Below are 17,980 nucleotides of genomic sequence, written 5' to 3'. Positions count from 1 at the left end.
GTTAATTGGCGAATAGCGGCGCGGCGTGAGGACGCATAAAGCGGCCCTTGAACCCCATCACCCGGGGAATCGATCGGCTCACCTGGATCGCCCGAGAGATTGTCGCGCGGGACTCCTTCCGCACGGGTCCGTATTCTAGCAAATCCGACTGAATTAGCAATCCCCATTGCGATCCCACGCCCGAATATTACCTGATTCGGGCTCGCAAGGGAGTTTACGGTTCTCGATCGCGGCGTGGGGCTTTCGACGAACCCCGTGGGTGGCGGCGACGCCAGGCGCACCATCCTGCGATCGATAACGTCAGGGTAAGGCTCATATTGGTCCCGCACAGCGCGCAGATTTCCTCCACTCCCTGCGCCGACGTTTGCGGACAGTCCTCGGGATTCGTGTTTCCCTGAACGACCAGGATGGCCTGATTACTTACCATGGCCCCGCAATCCGTTTCCACGACGACGTCGTAGACTCCCGCGTCATCCCGGGAAACCGGACCAATGGAGAGGGTAATTTCCTGGGCGCCTTCCAAGCGGTCACTGTTGACCAGCGGCTCACCGTTTTTTCGCCATTGGTAGGAGAGCATTTGGGAACCCTCCAGGACCACGCTAAACGTAATCAACGTGCAGGTTTTTACCGTCAGTTCACCCGGGCTGCCCGCGATAAAGGGATGAATGACCACGAGTGAGGCCTTCCGCGACGTTACTTGCGAGCAATCACTGGTGATGACCACGTCGTACTGGCCGGCGTCGTCAATACCCGAGTCTTCAATGGAGTAACTCGGCTGCGTGGCGCTATTGATGGGCTCGCCGTTCTTGCGCCATTGATAGGTTCGGGGGGTGGAGGAAACGGCCGTCACTGAAAACGTGATCGTATCGCCGCCGCAGGACAGATGATCGGCCGGTTGCTGCGTGATCGCCAGCGAGACCGCTTCGCACTGGACAGCCAGTATTCCCGACGCCGACGTCGCGGACTGTCCGTCCGGATTGGTCACGGTGATGGGAAAAATACCAAACAGCGGATTGTCGGGAACGGTCACGTTGAGCGTCAACTGGGTCGGGCTGTTGACTGTCACGCTGTTAATCACCAAATCCGAGCCGTCGATACTGACGGCGATTCGATTGGGAAAGCCGGGACCGGGATCAAAAAAGCCCGACCCGGCGCTCGACGAAGCATTCAGGATGATGTCGGTCGTCATCGCGACGTCGCCCAGGGCTGGTGGGTTGGTGCTGACCGGCGTCGCCGGCGGCGGAGCACGAAGCTGTGCGACCCAGGTTCCCCAGATGTTCGTCGCGGCGGCGAATTCCTGGATCGTCCAGATGCTCATGTCGTCGTTGGGGTCGAGGCTGGTGTAGCTGTAGTCGCCCCACCGATTACGGTTCAGGCCATCGAGGATCTGGTAGGCCGCAAGGCCGTTCTTGATGGTCGTCACGGGGCTCATGGTCCCCGCGGCATCCGTTGCGAGTCGCCCGCAGGCATACGCACCGACGAATTCCGTTGACTTTGAGCCGGAGAAACCCATGCTTGCGTGACCCTGCCCGCTGACCATGATCGACGGGCAATAGTAGAAGCGCGGGTCGTTGGCGGCGTTGTCAAAAACGCGACCCTGCTGTACGAGCGACGCCGCCGCCGAACTGACATTCAATTCGTACCACTCGGCGCCGGTTCGAGTCACCGGCGAAGCGCCGCCGCTTCCATTGAGTCCGACCGTTCGGCACGTCCACAGCCGATTGTTTCGGATCACAGCGGTCTGCATGCGGTCATCACCGGTTTCGATGGGAACGGCGCTGCCGTTTGCCGGCGCGTCCATCAATGCAGGGTCGCCATAGGCGGCCGTACTAAGAATGGAGTTGCCGCTTAATACCGGCGCTCCCGCGACCCACATCAACGTACGATAGTGGATATTCGCCAGCGCGGAGTCGGATGCGGCGACGAACCAGGCCAGCCCATTGGCGGGGACGATGTCATGATTGTGCGCGGGTTGGGGCGTCAAATAAACGTCGATGATGTCCGAAAACTGCGTGACGGTTCCCAGGCTGGGCGACATGGCGATCAGCGGCGCCTTGGGCGTGGCCGCGATCTTTGAGAAAAAGGTAGCCACCGGGATTTCAAGGATCGTTACGCCGAAATAAACGCCGTTGTCGTCGACGCCCATGGTCGGATAGAAGGTGAAATGGCTGATGGGCCCGTCGATGGGCTCTCCGATCAGGATGACGTACTTGTCCCATGTGCCGGTGGGGTCCGAGGTTCGACTGACGGCGAACAAGAGTTGATTGTTGGAAGCTTGCACGCCGACTTCGAGTATGCACGCAAACCAGCGATTGCTTCGGCGATCAAAGAGGATGCGTGGAGAACGACTCCCATTGCGCGGATAGTTGATTCCGCCCGAGGACACGGCGAAGAACGAGTTGGAGGAAACGTGCGACAGGCGCGTGCCCGTCCGCGTGTAGATCGCCACCGAGCCGCTGAGTATTTCCACGAAGTGATTGGGGCCGATCGCGCCCATCGTCTCCGGCGGGCTGATGCCCGAACCGAAGCTATCAATTTGGTCCTGCAACGTAAGGCCGGTGAAACTCGCGCCAATCGCTGGAGGGGCTAATCGCAGGGGTGGAATCAGTTGGGCCGGATCCGATTGCGGGGGCGAATCAACGGGCGATCCAGGGGGAGTTTCCGAGTCTGGGGGTGGATTGCCTTGATACCGGGGGATGATCAACTGGTCTGAGAACTGATCACCGGCGGATTCGCCGGGCGGTGCCTCCGCGTTCGCCGCATCGCGGGCGATCATGTCGTCAAGTGTTTCGGTGAATGGCGCTGCGCCCGCGCTAATGATCTCGCCCATTGGCGGATCATCTGCGCGCACCGATCGAGCGAACACGACCGTGATGAGTGCCGCGCAGAAGACCACCGGGGATCTGCGGATGCGCTCCGGGAAGACCATCATGGCGTATTCCTCTCCTCAACCTCTAGTAAGGGTCACTTCCGGCGAAGTGCGGATTCGCCGGGAACTCATACCTTTGCGGGCGCATCCCCTGGAGGATTGTTGTGCGAAATCCCCTTCTCTACGCCCGTCTATTCTATCCCCAAAGGTGGGTCCGAGAGAATGGGATATCGAATCAAATTTGCCCGGCCATGGTCCGAAATTGGGGTGGTGACGTTGTCCCCTTCCGAGTGGCGGCGGGACCTGGGTTTGAACCCCTGCGGCCACGACAACTCGTTGACAGGACAGAAGCTATGCCTTCTAATGGCGTGTTTCGGCAGATTCCCCCAACCCCAGCGGACACGGCACCGGATGGCGACGTTACAGGAACTTCGGCAGAGCATCGATCGCCTCGACGACGAGATTGTCGGGCTCCTCAACGCGCGGGCCCGGGCGGCCGTCGAGATCGGGCGGCTTAAGACGGCGTCCGGCGCGGCTGTTTTTTCCGCCGATCGGGAGCGCGAAGTGCTGGATCGGGTCACCGCCTTGTCCGGGGGCCCTCTGTCCCGGGACTCGCTCTTGTCGATTTATCGCGAATTAATGTCGGCGTCGTTCGCCCTGGAGCGGGCGCCTCGCGTCGGTTACCTCGGTCCCGAGGGCTCGTATTGCCACGAGGCCGCGATGGGCAAGTTCGGCGCGTCCGTCGAATACGAGCCGCTGAGCGATATCGGGGCGGTCTTCGACGAGATCACCCGCGCGCACGTCGATTACGGCGTGGTGCCGGTGGAGAATTCCACCGCCGGCGCGGTCCTCGACACGCTCGATTCCTTTTGCACGCACGATGTACGGATATGTTCCGAGATTCAGCGGGCGATCCATCACAACCTCTTGGCCAAGTGCCGTCAGGACGAGATCGAAGTGGTTTACTCCCGCCCCGAAGCACTGGCGCAGTGCCAGCGATGGCTGACCGAGACCGGGCTGTCGGGGCGAACCGCCGGGGCGCCCAGCACCAGCAAGGCCGCCGAACTCGCGGCCTCACAGCCCCGCGCGGCGGCGGTCGGCAGCAAGCTAGCGGCGCGCTTTCACGGACTGGCGATCCTGGCGGAACACATTGAGGATCATCCCGATAACGCAACGCGTTTTTTTGTCCTCGGCGGGCAGCCGCCGAATCCCACGGGACGCGACCGGACGAGCCTGATGTTTACCACGGCCCACCAGGCGGGCGCACTGGTGGACGTGTTGCTTGTTTTTCAGAAGGCCGGGATCAATATGACCATGATTACGTCGCGGCCCAGCGCCACGGCGGAGCTGAACTACAACTTTTTCGTAGACCTGGACGGCCATGAGGCCGATCCGCCCGTGAAAATCGCGCTCGACGAAGCCCGGCGACATTGTCAGACGCTGCGGGTATTGGGGTCGTATCCCAAGGCGACGGAAGTTCTGGCGGCATGACGGCCGCTTTTGGTGGAAGGCAGATGAGATGCGACGCCCTTTTGTAGCCGGCAACTGGAAGATGAACCTCGATCTGGCAGCGGGTCGATCATTGGTCAGCGAATTGCGCACGCGCCTCGGCGCCGCGCCGCCGATCGATGTCGCCGTTTGTCCGCCATCCATCTATCTTTTTCCGATGGCCAAGGCCATTGCCGATTCCGCCATCCGATTGGGCGCGCAGAACTGTTGGTCGCAGACCGAAGGGGCCTTTACCGGCGAAGTCTCCGCAAAGATGGTGAAGGAGACCGGCTGCACCTATGTCATCCTGGGCCATAGCGAGCGGCGGCATACGATCGGCCCGCGTGATTCGAACGGTCGCATCCACGGCGAGACCGATGAAATGATCGCCGCCAAGTGCCGCGCCGTTCTGGCGGCCGGATTAACGCCGATCGTCTGCGTCGGTGAGACGCTGGAGGAGCGGGACTCCGGCCAAACCGAGTCCGTCCTGACGCGGCAAATCACCGGGAGCCTCGCCGGCATCGACGCCTCAGCGAATTTCGTCGTCGCCTACGAGCCCGTCTGGGCGATCGGGACCGGCCGAAACGCCACGACCGACCAGGCGGAGCAAGCGCACTTGCACATCCGTACACTTCTGGCCGAGCGATTCGGCAGGGGCGTGGCCGAGGAAATTCGTATACAATACGGGGGGAGTGTCAAACCGGATAACGCGGCGGCGTTAATGAAGTGCCCCAATGTGGATGGGGCCCTCGTTGGGGGCGCCAGCCTCAAGGCGACCGATTTCGCCGCCATCATTGACGCCTGCATCAGGGCAAAAGGACTGGGTAGATTCTCATGACGATTCTTGTGGTTGCTTCCTTCGGAAGAATCCTGTTGACCATCGCCTTCGTGGCGGTGTCGCTGTTGCTCATCGGACTGGTTCTGCTTCAAAAGAATCGCGGGGCCGGTCTCAGCGGGGCCTTTGGCGGCGTCGGCGGACATACGGCCTTCGGTACCAAAACCGGCGACTTCCTTACCTGGGTGACCGTCAGCCTGACGGCGTTGTTCCTGCTGCTCTCCATCATGGGAAACTATGTGTTTGAGCCGGCCAAGTCCGGCGCCTCGCCCCCGGTCGCCACGGCGCCCCCCGGCCCTTCGAGTCCGCCGCCTCCCGGCGCGCCGGGACCGGTCGGTCCTGCGACCGCCACTCCGGTGGCTCCAGCGCCGGCGGAGAAGACCGAAAACAGCTCCACCACCATCGTGAAGCCGGTATTGATCCCGTCGGATGACTCCACGACTCCGACGAGCGCTCCCGCGGGAAAGTAGCACTGGGCGGAGCCGTCTGAATGATCTTGAGCATGACGGGTTTTGGAGCGGCGGAGGCGCGAGCCGACGGGGTGGCCTTCCGCGCCGAGGTGCGGAGTCTCAACAACCGTTACTTCAAGGCGACGATCAAGCTGCCCGAGACTTTTCAACGCTTCGAAGGAGACATCGACCGGCTGCTTCGCTCGATGCTGGGCCGCGGCAGCGTGACGTACAATTTGCGCGTCAAGGACGAGAACGCGCCGTCGGCCTATCAGATCAACACGGCGGCGGTCAGGCATTACGTGGACAAATTGCGCGAGATCACGGCGGGGCAGAGCGGGATCCAGATCGACGTGGCGGGCCTGCTGGAGGTGCCCGGCGTCTGTGAGCCGGCGGATATCGATCCGGCGGTGCTCGACGCGCAGTATCGCATCGTTGAAAAAATGACCCGCGAGGCGGTGGAACGTGTGATCGTCATGCGCCGTGCGGAGGGCGCCGCCCTGCAAAAGGACCTGGAACAGCAGTGCGCGGCGATCCGGTCGGGGCTTGAGGAAGTGGCCCGGCGAGCGCCGCAGGTCGTAGAGGAATATCACAGGCGACTCAAGACCCGCGTTCAACAACTGGTCGCCGCGGCCAGCGTCGAATTGGACCAGGACGCCCTGGCGCGCGAAGTGGCCATCTTCGCCGACCGGTGCGACGTCAACGAGGAAGTCTCCCGGCTGGCCAGCCATCTGGACCAATTCGGAGAGCTATGCGGCTCATCCGAGGAAGCGGGACGCAAGCTGGATTTTCTGACGCAGGAGATGCTTCGCGAGGCCAATACGATCGGCAGCAAGGCCAACGACGCCCAATTGGCGCGGCACGTGGTGGAGATCAAGGCGGCCATCGACCGCATCAAGGAACAAGTGCAAAACGTCGAGTAGCATTGGTAATAGCAAGGACGCCTGTGGAGACATCGAAAAAGCGCGGACAAGTGGTGGTGGTCAGCGGACCCAGCGGGGTGGGCAAGTCCACGGTCTGCCGGCGGCTCTGCGAAAAAGTGCCCGCGGAGTTCAGCGTGTCGGTCACGACGCGAAAGCGGCGGATCAACGAAGAACATGCCCGCGACTATCATTACATCAGCCCGGAGGAGTTCGCGAAGCTCAAAGACAGCGGCGGCCTGTTGGAATCGGCGGAGGTCTATGGTCATTGGTACGGCACGCCGTTGGCGGAGGTCGAGACCGCGATTGCCCAAGGCCGCGTGATTGTCCTGGAGATCGACATAAAAGGCTGCATCCAGGTGCGGCGAAAGATGCCCGATGCCAGGACCTTTTTTCTCCTGCCGCCGACGTCGGACGAACAGCGCCGCCGGATTGAGGGCCGGCGGACCGACGATGCGACGGCGATCCGTGAGCGGCTGTCCCAGGCCGACGGCGAGATCCGCTATGCCATGGAATCCGGCTGTTATGACGATTTCATCATCAATGATGACTTAAACGAAACTGTGGATAAGATATACGCAAAGCTGGTCAAGAACGTGTGACGGAGATTTGAAAACGATGATTCACGACCTGAAGAATGAGGACCTGATCAACAAAGTCGGCGGGCGGTTCAAGCTCACCGCGCTCATCCAGAAGCGCTGGAAGGAGCTGATGTTCGGCGCCCGGCCGATGATCGCGACCGGCAAAATGACGCCCATGGAAATCGTCGTCCGCGAGATCATGGAAGGCAAGATCGCCGTGGGCGATGAGAAGGCCGACAGTGAGCGGGCCAAGAAATCCTGACACCTCCGCGAGTTCCCCGCGAACCGATGAACTGACCGGCTGCGAGGTCGTCGTCGGAGTCTGCGGGGGCATTGCCGCGTACAAGACGGCGGCCCTGGTCTCCGCGCTTGTGCAGCGCGGCGCGGGCGTGACGGTCGCGATGACCGCCGCGGCGAAGCACTTCGTCGGCCCGCTGACGTTCGAGGCCCTGACCGCGCGGCAGGTCTTTACCAGCCCCTGGGAATCGACCGCTTACTTCGACCCACAGCACATCCGCCTGACCGAGGGGGCCGACGTAATGGTCATCGCCCCGGCCACGGCCAACATCATCGGCAAGATCGCTCACGGCCTGGCGGACGACCTCGTTTCGACGATGGTCATGTCGGCGGCCTGTCCGGTACTGCTGGCGCCGGCGATGAACACGCGGATGTGGGAAAACGCGATCGTACAGGACAATGTGAAATCCCTGGCGGCCCGGGGCTATCGGATCGTCCCTCCCGGCGAAGGCTGGCTCGCCTGTCGAACCATCGGGTCCGGTCGCATGGCCGAGCCGGATGAGATTCTTGCCCGCACGATCGAGTTGTTGAAAGCCAGCCCCCCCAAAAATGCCGCGCCGAACCGCTAAACGCCTGCGCATCCTGATCACCGCGGGGCCGACGCGCGAGTACCTCGATTCCGTTCGGTTCATTTCGAACCCCTCCTCCGGCAAAATGGGCTATGCCCTTGCTACCGCAGCCCGCGCGGCGGGACACGAAGTGACGCTGGTGAGCGGCCCGGTCGCCATCGCGGCCCCGGCCGGCATTCGCACCGTTCACGTCGAAACCACCGGGGAGATGGCGGCCGCCGCGAAAAAGGCCTTTGCGAAGTCCGATGTCGCGGTCTTTACGGCTGCGGTCTGCGACTATCGGCCGCAAAAGCGATCGCGTCTCAAAATGCCGAAGCGCCAGGTGGGGATGTCTCTGACCCTTGTCCCCACGATCGATATTGCGGCGACGCTGGGCCGCCGAAAAGGCCGCCGAATCACCGTCGCCTTCGCGTTGGAAGACCACGCCGCCCGACGCCATGCCGAGGAGAAGCTTCGCCGGAAGGCCTGCGATGCCATCGTCCTGAACCGCCCTTCATCGATCGGCGCCGATCATGCCCGCATGGAGTTTCTGGTGCGCGGGGAGAAATGGCAGGCCTGGCCCGTGGCGGACAAGCGGGTGATCGCGCGGCGGCTGATACAGGAAGTCGAAAAAATGGCAGGTGAACGCTAAGCCTCCGGCATCGCCGAGAACTCCGGTGTGGTCCGAGGGGAGGCGAACCTACCCAGCCACGCGCGGGTAAGTTACACTCTCTGCCATGGCTTGGCAGGCAATCGATCGCCGAACCCCCGTTGTCGACGACCATGCCCCCGCCGTTCTCTCCGAGGCGGTGCGGGAGAAGATCCGGTCGTTCTTTCCGCGGTACGAGACGAAGCGGGCGGCGCTGCTGCCGGCGCTGCACGTTGTGCAGGATGCGCTGGGCCACGTCAGCTATCAGGCGATGATAGAGGTCGCCGAGGTGCTGGAGCTGCCGCCGAGCCAGGTGATCGACACGCTGAGCTTCTACACCCATTTCTGGGACCACCCCAAGGGCAAGAAGGTCATCGTCCTATGTCGCAGCCTCTCCTGCCAGGTGATGGGCGCCGACGCCGTCCTCGACGCCTTGAAAAGCGAACTCCAGATCGACGAACACGGCACCACGACCGACGGTCAGTACAGCCTAATCACGGAGGAGTGTCTGGCGGCGTGCGATCATGCCCCGTGCCTCTTAGTCAACGAGAAGCTGCACAAGTGCGTCAAGGTCGACGCCGTGCCCAAGCTGCTCAAGGACTCAAAAAACGCCGAAATCGCCGTCCCCCGCTCAACCCTGTTTGATCGACCAGACACCAACACCGCCTCCGCGGCGGGTGAGGTCAAGGGGAGTGCGGAGACCCACTCGATCGGCAAGACTTCCGACGTCCGCGAGATGAAAGAAGCATGACGTTGGACTCCCAAACCTTGCCGCAACTCGTCGACGCAATGGATCAATCCGAGAGTCCCCCTCCCCCATCCGCGATTTCCCGTGAACCTCGCTGGTACGCGTGGGCGTGCTTTCTCCTCACGCTCGCCGGACTGCAACTGGCCCTTGGACCGAAGATCCGCCTGTCCCAATGGAAAGTCCAGGCGTCCGCGAATTCCGGCGTGGCAGAAGGGGAATCCTGGTTGAATGGCCGGCTTGATATTCCCCAGGAGCGTCCCGATCTCCTGCGCGAGCGCATGCACGACACGGCGCTCGTAAACGAAAAAGTATACAACGTTTTTCCACCGCTCATGGGATTTCTGACGGTCGCCCTGGCCCCGCTGCATCGCTACCTCATCGACCGCACGGATATGTGGCTGGCCTTGCCGTACGTTCTCCTGGTTTTCTGGCCCGTTCCGATTATTTCCTTCATCGTTTTCCGACGACAGACCGGCGACAGCGCGTGGGCGGGACTCCTGACCCTCGCCTATATGGGCGGAACCGCCCTGCTGCCCAACCTGTATTTCGCGGGGTCGGGGAATCTCGGCCAGACGAATCATGTGCTCTCGCAAGTCGGGCTGCTCATCTTCGCCGCGGACATGCTCGGCCGGCGGCGGATCTGGCCGTCCTTGATCGGCCTGACGATCGCGGTCTGGACGCGGCAGATGACGATTCTCTACGCCCTGCCGCTGATAGCAGTGGCGTGGCAAAAAAAGCGGCTGATGCTTTGCCTGGCAGGTCTGGCGGTGATGGTCGCGCCGCTGCTGACGCTGAATTACCTCAAGTTTGGGAAGCCCTGGGACTCCGGGTATCAATATATTTACGTCGGCCGCGAGGGTGATGGCATCGAAGAGCGGTTCCAGGCGCACGGCCTTTTTTCAGCCCACTTCATTCCTGAAAATGCGTATTACATGCACATCGAACCGCCGCAACTGGACATCGAGCCCACGTTGACCTCGCTGAAGATCACGGAGACTAACCAGATGGGCACCAGTCTCTGGATCACGTCGCCCTTGTTGCTATTCGTCTTTCTGGCGGCCCCCTCCTGGTTCCGCGACGGCCCGCGGCGGCTGCTCATACTGGCGACTTTGCCGGTCATGCTGGGTCTCTTATGCTACCACTCGACGGGATACCTCCAGCACGGCTACAACCGCTTTGCGCTGGACTTCATCCCGATCTGGTTGGCGGTTATCGCCGGTCAGACACGCGGCGGCTGGCGAACGTGGTTTACACTCGGCTGCACGGCGTGGGCCCTGCTTTACTTCCAGGCGATCGTTCCGGATGCGTGAGGAGAGAGAATAGGTCCTAATGGAAAGATAGGCTCTATCTCAATATGCCCAAGTACGAACCCATCCTTATGAAGAATGTCGGCGTGCCCAATAGCCGCACGCTCGAGACCTATCGCTCGCGCGGCGGCTACGCGGCGGCGCAAAAGGTCATCCAGGAGTGGACGCCGGAACAGACGATCGAATGCGTCAAAGCAGCGAACCTGCGGGGCCGCGGCGGGGCCGGCTTTCCCGCGGGCATGAAGTGGTCGTTCCTTCCCCCGGATCGAAAGGTGACTTATCTGTGCGTCAACGCGGATGAATCCGAGCCGGGTACGTTCAGCAACCGCGTGCTGATGGAGGAGGACCCGCACCAACTCCTCGAGGGAACACTGATTGCCTCCTATGCCACCAAGACCACTGTGGCGTATATCTACATGCGCGGCGAGTTTCACGAACAATTTCATATTCTACAAAAGGCGCTCGACGAGGCTTATGCCGCGGGACTCTTCGGAAAAAAGGTCTTCGGCAGCGCTTACAGCGTAGAGTGCTACATCCACCGCGGTGCGGGGGCGTATGTCTGCGGCGAGGAGACCGGTCTGATCGAAAGCCTCGAAGGCAAGCGGGGCTGGCCGCGGATCAAGCCGCCCTTTCCCGCGATAGAAGGGCTTTTCCGCAAGCCCACCGTTGTGAACAATGTCGAGACGCTGTGCTGCGTCCCCCACATCGTGAATCGCGGAGCGGAGTGGTTTAAGTCCATCGGAACGGAAGGCTCGGCCGGTCCGAAGCTCTACACGCTGAGCGGACCGGTCAAGCGTCCCGGGTGCTTTGAAGCCCCCCTCGGACTCTCCTGTCGCGACCTCATCTTCGGCGACGATTTCGGCCAAGGGATGGTGGACGGCAAGAAGATCAAGGGGTGTATTCCGGGCGGCCTTTCGATGGGGATTCTCACCGAGGCCGAGCTTGACTGTAAGCTCGACTTCGACGACGTGCGAAAATACGGTCTTCTGGGCCTCGGGACGGCCGGCGCGATCGTCATCCCTCACGACGCTGACATCCGGCAGGTTCTCGCGAATGTGACGCGATTCTACTCCCACGAAAGCTGCGGTCAGTGCACGCAATGCCGCGAAGGCACGAACTGGATGTACAAAATCGCCCTGCGGATCGCACTGGGCGCCGGCCGCCTCGGGGACCTCGACCTGCTCCTCGAGATCTCGAAGAACATGGGCATGATGGGCGGCCTGTCCATCTGCGGTCTACCGGACGGCGCGGCCTTTCCGGTCCGGACCATCGTTGAGAAATACCGCGACGAGTTTGAAACGCACATTCGCAGGCAGGAACCCGGCCGCGTCAACAGCGTGCTGAAGCGCCTCAATCCGGCGGCCTATGAATTGCCCATTCTCCAGCCGACCCGAAAACAGGCGGGCCGGCTTTCGAGCGCCTGATCCCTATTTTTCCAGGTTCAGCTCCCGCTTGCCCCGTTGAACGTAAGGCTTTTTGTTCTCGTAAAGCTCCAGGCGCTCGCGGTACACGGGAATGGAGATGGTCTGGCCGATCTCGGTGGAGAACCGGATCGCTTCTCCCTCCACGCGGACCGCCTCGGAAAAGTTGCCCGTCGCCGCGTGAGCCGCCGCCAGCGTATCAAGGAATACGGGGTTCTTATTGCCGGTCGCCTGGCAGGCTTTTTGGGCCCAGCGCAGCGCCGCTGCCGCGTCCCGATGTTCGTCTTCGGGACACGTCGCCAGGACCCATGCGAGGGCGTTGGACAGCCAGGGAGAATCCGGCTCGTGTTGAAGCCCCGCTTCCAAGTTGCCCCGGGCTTGCGCAAAGTCATTTTCGTACATCGATTCGACGGCCAAAGCAATGTACGCCAATACGAATCTGGGTTGGACCTTGATGATCTGCTGCCAGTGTTCCTTGGCGGCGGACCGCTCGCCGATATCCACGAGCACAATCGCCAGGAGATGCCGAACGTTGATGTCCTCCGGTTTGGCGGCGACGTTCTTCTTTATTTCCTCGATGATCCCGGCCTTTGTCTTGTTTTCCTCATCAGCGAGACCCAGGCGCACGTAATCGAGGCCGTTCGCAAAATGACCGGCTTGCGCCGAAGCGACGGCCCTTCTCAACAGGACGGCATCGAAGGCGCGGGCGGCCGCCGCTTCCGAGGACATTTGCTTGGTATCCAAAACGTCGGCCAGGGCGCTGACCGAGCGGACACTCGTCAATGCGATCTCGCGGCCTGACGCCATGTATCTTTGCTGCCTCATCAGCGCTTCCGCAAGATTCCACAAGAACCGCGCAAACGTGTCCTCCTTTCCAATCTTGAGCATATTCGCCCGCCGGTATTGATCGGCCGCCGCCTCGTAACGCGTCAAGCAGGTCAGCGCGAGCGCCAATGCGAGGTGGCTTTCGGGCTCGTCCGGCTTGAGTTGCACCCAACGCTCGAAGTACTTCGCGGCTTCCTCCATCCGACCGCAGCCCATGAGATGCCATCCAAAAAGCGAAAGCGCCCGGCTGTTTCGCGGCTCGCTGTTCAACACCTCCAGGTAATAGCGTTCCCCTTCCTCGTATTCTCCTGCTTCGGTCAGCGCCTTGGCCAGGTTCAACACCGACGGAAAGTCGTTCGGTTGTTTCTCCAAGATGGCGCGAAACTGTTGAACGGCCTCGCGTTGCTGGCCGGTCAAGTCCAGCAGGAGCCCCAGGGCCCCACGGGCGATCATGTCGGAACCGTCCTTGGCCACGACGGTTTCCAAGGTCTCGATGGCTTGTGCGACCTTTCCGGCTTCCGTGAGGGCCCTCGCCAAGTCGATCAATTGCGATCCCGCCGTCGCCCGGCTGAGCAACTCCACGAGCAGCGGATCCTCGGCCGATGGCTGCGAGCCGCCGACGGCCCGAAAGGCGCGATGCCGCCTGGCTTCTGTCTTTTTGCCGGTCGACTCCAGACATTGCGCCAGCGCTTGATGCGCATCCGCATAGGTGGGCGAGAGTTCGAGGGCCTTTTGATAATGGGGAATCGCGGCCGCAAAATCACCGCGCAACCGCGCGCACTCACCCAGGCCAAAATGCCCCCGAGGCTCCCGGGGGTTTCGCTCTGTCGCTTGTTGGAAAAGTTGGCGAGCCGCCGGTACATCCGACTTGAGCCGCAGCCCCCCTAATTCCACCAGGATCGGGGCATATTGCGCATCCAGTTCCCGCGCGCGCTCGAACGCCTCCGCGGCGGCCGACGAGTTGTAAACCGCAACGTGCGAGAGGCCCAGGTAATAGCGCCAGCGCATCGCCGTCGGTTCCAAACCCGCGGCGTATTCGAAACAGCTGGCCGCCGCCTGGGGGCAACCGGCGTTAAAGAAGACCATTCCGAGATCGCCGGCCTTGGAGGCGTCCGCGGGGCTGCCGCGCAGGGCTATCATGGCCTCGTCAATGGATTCCTTCACAACGGGCTGCAAGCCGACCAGTTCGAGTTGCGGTATTTCAAAGGGCATGTCGGCGAGGGTCGCCGAAGAAGGAGACGGCCCTCGATTAGGAAGGGACTCTCGCGCTGGGGAGACAGGCGTTGGAGGAGATTGTGCTTTTCCAGGGACGGGGTTGCGCGGAGTGACCTGGGGGGTCGGATGGTCTAGCGGCACCACTTCAGCATCCGCCGGAAATGACGACGGCACTGGTTCCCGAACAGGAGCGGGGGCGGTAGTCGTTCGCTCGGGTTCAGGAGTGCCGGGCCTGCATCCCAGCTCGGCCCAACATGCCAACAGCGTGATTCCAACTGCTGTAAGTCTTCGTAAAATCATAAGCTTGTTTATCGCCGCAGACCTCTTAAATTTCAATGGGGCATAATCTTGTCTGCACGTTTTGCACCTCTGGCAGGTTCGTGATAACCTTCACAATCTCGGTCGCTGCGGCGTTCCGTCGCGAGCGGCGAGGTATTGTCAAAGGCCCTATGCCCAAGATCACCATCGACGGTAAACCCATCGACTGCAGGGACAAAATCCCCGTCTTGCAGGCCGCCATCGAGGCCGGGTGGGACGTTCCTTTTTATTGTTTCCATCCCGGCCTGACCGTGGTGGCGTCCTGCCGCCTCTGCCTGATGGAAATGAAGATGCCGAACCCCAAAACCAAGGAAATGGACTGGGCACCTCGTCTTTTCCCGAGCTGCCAGACGCCGGTTAAGGATGGACTGGAGGTCCGCTTTGATTCGGACTCCGTGCGCGCGAATCAGCGATCCTGTATGGAGTATTTCCTGATCAATCACCCGCTCGACTGTCCCGTCTGCGATCAGGCCGGCGAATGCTACCTACAAGATTACAGCCTGGAGTTCGGCGATGCGGCGAGCCGGATGGTCGAAGCCAAGAACAAGAACCCCAAAAAGGACGTCGGCAGCAAGACCCTGCTTTATCAGGATCGATGCGTCATGTGCTCCCGATGCGTGCGGTTTTGCGATGAAGTTTCCGGCACAAACGAACTCTGCATCGTCAACCGCGGCAGCCGGGCGGAGATCGATGTTTTCCCGGGAATCCCGTTAGAGAATGCCCTGCAAGGAAATGTCGTTGACGTCTGCCCCGTGGGGTCGTTGCTCGACAAAGATTTCCTGATGAAGCAGCGGGTCTGGTTCCTCAAGGAGACGCCGAGCATCTGTCCAAACTGCTCCGCAGGCTGCGCGATCGAAATCCATCAAAATGAAAACACCGTGTGGCGGCTGAAACCCCGATACAACCCCGGCGTCAACGACTGGTGGATGTGCGACGAGGGCCGATTCGGCTGGAAGTACGTCCATGACCCGAAACGCCTGAATCGATTAACCGTCCGCCGCGGCGCCGAGACTGAGTCGCCCGATTGGAGCCAACTCCCGGAGATTGCGCGTTATCGATTCGCCGAGACCGTCAAGACCGACGGCGCGGCGAAGGTGGGCGCGCTGCTCTCGCCCTGGATGAGTTGCGAAGAGGCGTGGCTGCTGGCGAAGTTCATCCGCGACGTCGCGCCACAGGCAACGCTTGCAATGGGGCCGGTTCCCGTGCATGGCGAAGACGAAAAGTTCCCCAAGGGGAATGGCCGCCCGGTACGTTTTACTATCCGCGCCGAAAAATGCCCCAACCGCCGCGGCATAGAGAAAATCCTTGCGGCGGCGGGCGGTGCTACGTGCGGCTTCGACGAATTCGTCAAAAAGGCCGCGGAGGGCGCCTTCGCGGCCGCGTGGATCACTGGCGGAGACCCGACCGATTGGGTCACGCCGGACTTGGGCAAGGCCCTCGCGAAGATTCCGCTGATCTTCGCCCAGGACATCTTCCCCAACCCCGTCACGGAAGCCGCCACGGTCGTCGTGCCCAGCGTCTCCTGGGCCGAGCGGTCGGGTTCGTTCATGAATGTGGATGGAAAGATCCAGCCGTTTGAGGCGGCGATAGCCCCGCGGGAGGGCTGCCAGCGCGATGGTCAATACCTCGCCACGCTGGCCGGGCTGACGGGTATTTACAATGCCGCCAAGATTCGCGAGATGATGTCCCTAACGATGCCGGAGTTTGCGACGCTGCACGTTCCGCCTCCGCTACCCGAGCACGCGCATTAACGCGTCCGTGATAGGAATATGAAGAATCTCTTGAGCGACCAATTCAACTTCAGCATTATCCTGATGCTCGTTGTCTTCGGGCTCATCATGGGCGCCGTGGCGTATTCGATTCTGTTGGAGCGCAAGATCTCCGCCTGGATTCAGGATCGCTACGGCCCCAATCGCGTCGGCCCCGGCGGCCTGCTTCAGCCCATCGCCGACGGGCTCAAGTTCCTCCTCAAAGAAGACATCATCCCGGCGAGCGTTGACCGGGCGCTCTTTCTCTTTGCGCCGTGGATGATCTTCGTCGTCGCCACCATCGGCTTCGCGGTCATCCCCTGGGGCGGCAATTTCCGGTGGTCGTGGATGCCGGCTGACGCCCCGGCCCTGACGGCCCAGGTCGCCAGCATCGACATCGGCCTGCTCTACATCGTCGCCGTCGCCTCGCTCGGCGTGTATGGGGTCGTGCTCGGCGGCTGGGCGAGCAACAACAAGTATTCTTTCTACGGCGGCATGCGCGCCGCAGCGCAGATGCTCTCCTACGAAATCCCCATGGGTATGGCCATCCTCGCTGCCATCCTCACGACCGGCTGCCTCCGTCTGGAAGACATGGTCACCTACCAGGCCAACCATGTTTGGACGGTCGTATACCATCCGGTCGCCGCGTTCATCCTCTTCACCACCGCCCTCGCCGAGGCCAATCGCATGCCCTTCGACCTCGCCGAATCCGAGCAGGAACTCGTCGGCGGCTACCACACCGAGTACAGCGCGATGAAGCTGGCCTTGTTTTTCCTCGCCGAATACGCACACATGATTACGTCCAGCGCCCTTATGGTCGCCATCTTTTTTGGCGGCTATCTCGTTCCCGGTTGGGACTGGCTCAACAATGACGGCTCGTTCCTGGCCATGTGCTGCCGGATGGGTGTGACCGCGTTCAAAGTCTTCCTTGTCATCTGCGTCTACATGATCGTCCGCTGGACCCTGCCGCGCTTTCGCTTCGATCAGCTCATGCGCCTCGCGTGGAAAGGTCTGGTTCCCATGACGATGGGGATCGTGGCCGTGCAGGGAATAATCCTCTACGCCGGCTGGCCGCAGTGGTTCGCCCTCCCAGCAAATGTGATGATTCTATTCATCGGGGCCTTCGTCGGTGCGGCGAGCGGAAAGCAGATCACCGGCCGGCAGCTCAGCCTTCCGGCGCGGGCCCGTTGGGGGGTGCAACATGGCTAGCGCAAGTTGGCGGGACACCGATATCGTTTACGTCGATCAGCCGGAATTGACGATGCACGAGCGGCTCTACCTGCCGCAGATCTTCGGGGGTCTCAAAACGACGCTTCGGCATATGTTTAAGCAGAAGCTCCGCGAGCAAACCGTGGTGCAATACCCGGAGCAGAAGCGAATCCTCCGCAAGGAGAACTATCGCGGCGTCCATCGGCTCAATCGCGATGAACAGGGCCGCGTGGCGTGTGTCGCCTGCTTTATGTGTGAGACGGCCTGTCCGGCACACTGCATCCACATCGAAGGCGCCGACAGCCCCTGGCCGGATCGTGAGAAATACCCGATCCGCTTCGACATCGACGAATTGCGGTGCATCTACTGCGGCATGTGCGAAGAGGCCTGCCCGGTCGATGCGATCGAGCTGACGCCGGAATACAGCCTCGTTGGCAGCTCCCGCGAGGAGATGATCTTCGACAAGGAAAAGCTCCTGATGGTCTTCGATCGCACCAAGGACGATAAGCCGCGGAAGAACCCGGCGATTACGGGGTATTGAACGGAGTAGCAG

General features: G+C 61.6%; 16 protein-coding genes. 14 read left to right on the top strand and 2 right to left on the bottom strand.

What is annotated here, in order from left to right:
* Positions 1-214: 214 nt before the first annotated feature.
* Complete coding sequence (locus VJZ71_06160) at positions 215-2,932, bottom strand: immunoglobulin domain-containing protein (GenBank protein ID HKQ47632.1); 2,718 nt, start codon at positions 2,930-2,932, stop codon at positions 215-217.
* Between the two features lie 348 nt (positions 2,933-3,280).
* On the opposite strand from VJZ71_06160, the gene pheA reads away from it, so the two are divergent.
* From pheA to nuoF, 11 genes are all read left to right on the top strand, one after another.
* A complete protein-coding gene (pheA, locus tag VJZ71_06155) occupies positions 3,281-4,360 on the top strand; it encodes a prephenate dehydratase (protein HKQ47631.1) in 1,080 nt (359 codons plus the stop codon).
* Positions 4,361-4,388: 28 nt separating this feature from the next.
* Complete coding sequence (gene tpiA / locus VJZ71_06150) at positions 4,389-5,195, top strand: triose-phosphate isomerase (GenBank protein ID HKQ47630.1); 807 nt, start codon at positions 4,389-4,391, stop codon at positions 5,193-5,195.
* Positions 5,192-5,662 (top strand): preprotein translocase subunit SecG, encoded by a 471-nt coding sequence (gene secG / locus VJZ71_06145; GenBank protein HKQ47629.1) that lies wholly within the window; start codon positions 5,192-5,194, stop codon positions 5,660-5,662. The genes tpiA and secG overlap by 4 nt, the downstream gene beginning before the upstream one ends.
* A 20-nt stretch (positions 5,663-5,682) precedes the next feature.
* A complete protein-coding gene (locus VJZ71_06140; protein HKQ47628.1) occupies positions 5,683-6,564 on the top strand; it encodes a YicC/YloC family endoribonuclease in 882 nt (293 codons plus the stop codon).
* 23 nt (positions 6,565-6,587) lie between these two features.
* On the top strand, positions 6,588-7,163 hold the full coding sequence (gmk, locus tag VJZ71_06135; protein ID HKQ47627.1) for a guanylate kinase: 576 nt from the start codon (positions 6,588-6,590) through the stop codon (positions 7,161-7,163).
* Positions 7,164-7,179: 16 nt separating this feature from the next.
* Positions 7,180-7,404, top strand: a complete 225-nt coding sequence (locus tag VJZ71_06130; protein ID HKQ47626.1) for a DNA-directed RNA polymerase subunit omega — start codon at positions 7,180-7,182, stop codon at positions 7,402-7,404.
* Positions 7,382-8,008, top strand: a complete 627-nt coding sequence (locus tag VJZ71_06125) for a flavoprotein (protein HKQ47625.1) — start codon at positions 7,382-7,384, stop codon at positions 8,006-8,008. Before VJZ71_06130 ends, VJZ71_06125 begins: the two co-directional genes overlap by 23 nt.
* Positions 7,989-8,639, top strand: a complete 651-nt coding sequence (locus VJZ71_06120) for a phosphopantothenoylcysteine decarboxylase (protein HKQ47624.1) — start codon at positions 7,989-7,991, stop codon at positions 8,637-8,639. Before VJZ71_06125 ends, VJZ71_06120 begins: the two co-directional genes overlap by 20 nt.
* An 85-nt stretch (positions 8,640-8,724) precedes the next feature.
* Positions 8,725-9,387: an NAD(P)H-dependent oxidoreductase subunit E gene (locus VJZ71_06115; protein HKQ47623.1), complete on the top strand. Its 663-nt coding sequence runs from the start codon at positions 8,725-8,727 to the stop codon at positions 9,385-9,387.
* A 2-nt stretch (positions 9,388-9,389) separates the two neighbouring features.
* Positions 9,390-10,694, top strand: a complete 1,305-nt coding sequence (locus VJZ71_06110; protein ID HKQ47622.1) for a hypothetical protein — start codon at positions 9,390-9,392, stop codon at positions 10,692-10,694.
* A gap of 44 nt (positions 10,695-10,738) precedes the next feature.
* Positions 10,739-12,115: an NADH-quinone oxidoreductase subunit NuoF gene (gene nuoF / locus VJZ71_06105; protein HKQ47621.1), complete on the top strand. Its 1,377-nt coding sequence runs from the start codon at positions 10,739-10,741 to the stop codon at positions 12,113-12,115.
* A 3-nt stretch (positions 12,116-12,118) separates the two neighbouring features.
* On the opposite strand, the gene VJZ71_06100 is transcribed toward nuoF, so the two are convergent.
* Positions 12,119-14,149 (bottom strand): tetratricopeptide repeat protein, encoded by a 2,031-nt coding sequence (locus tag VJZ71_06100; protein HKQ47620.1) that lies wholly within the window; start codon positions 14,147-14,149, stop codon positions 12,119-12,121.
* A 452-nt stretch (positions 14,150-14,601) separates the two neighbouring features.
* Here VJZ71_06100 and VJZ71_06095 point away from each other — a divergent pair, with 452 nt between their 5' ends.
* The 3 genes from VJZ71_06095 to VJZ71_06085 are packed head-to-tail and all read left to right on the top strand — an operon-like array spanning position 14,602 to position 17,968.
* Entirely contained in the window at positions 14,602-16,221 is a 1,620-nt protein-coding gene (locus VJZ71_06095; GenBank protein ID HKQ47619.1) for a 2Fe-2S iron-sulfur cluster-binding protein, read from the top strand.
* An 18-nt stretch (positions 16,222-16,239) separates the two neighbouring features.
* Positions 16,240-17,427, top strand: coding sequence for an NADH-quinone oxidoreductase subunit NuoH (nuoH, locus tag VJZ71_06090; GenBank protein HKQ47618.1), 1,188 nt, complete (start codon positions 16,240-16,242; stop codon positions 17,425-17,427).
* Positions 17,420-17,968: an NADH-quinone oxidoreductase subunit I gene (locus VJZ71_06085; protein ID HKQ47617.1), complete on the top strand. Its 549-nt coding sequence runs from the start codon at positions 17,420-17,422 to the stop codon at positions 17,966-17,968. Before nuoH ends, VJZ71_06085 begins: the two co-directional genes overlap by 8 nt.
* Positions 17,969-17,980: the final 12 nt, after the last annotated feature.

This window comes from Phycisphaerae bacterium (assembly GCA_035275405.1).
In the GTDB taxonomy this organism is placed as follows: Bacteria; Planctomycetota; Phycisphaerae; order UBA1845; family UTPLA1; genus DATEMU01.
The sequence above is the reverse complement of the archived record's forward strand: the minus strand, read 5'-3'. Positions and strand labels throughout refer to the sequence as shown.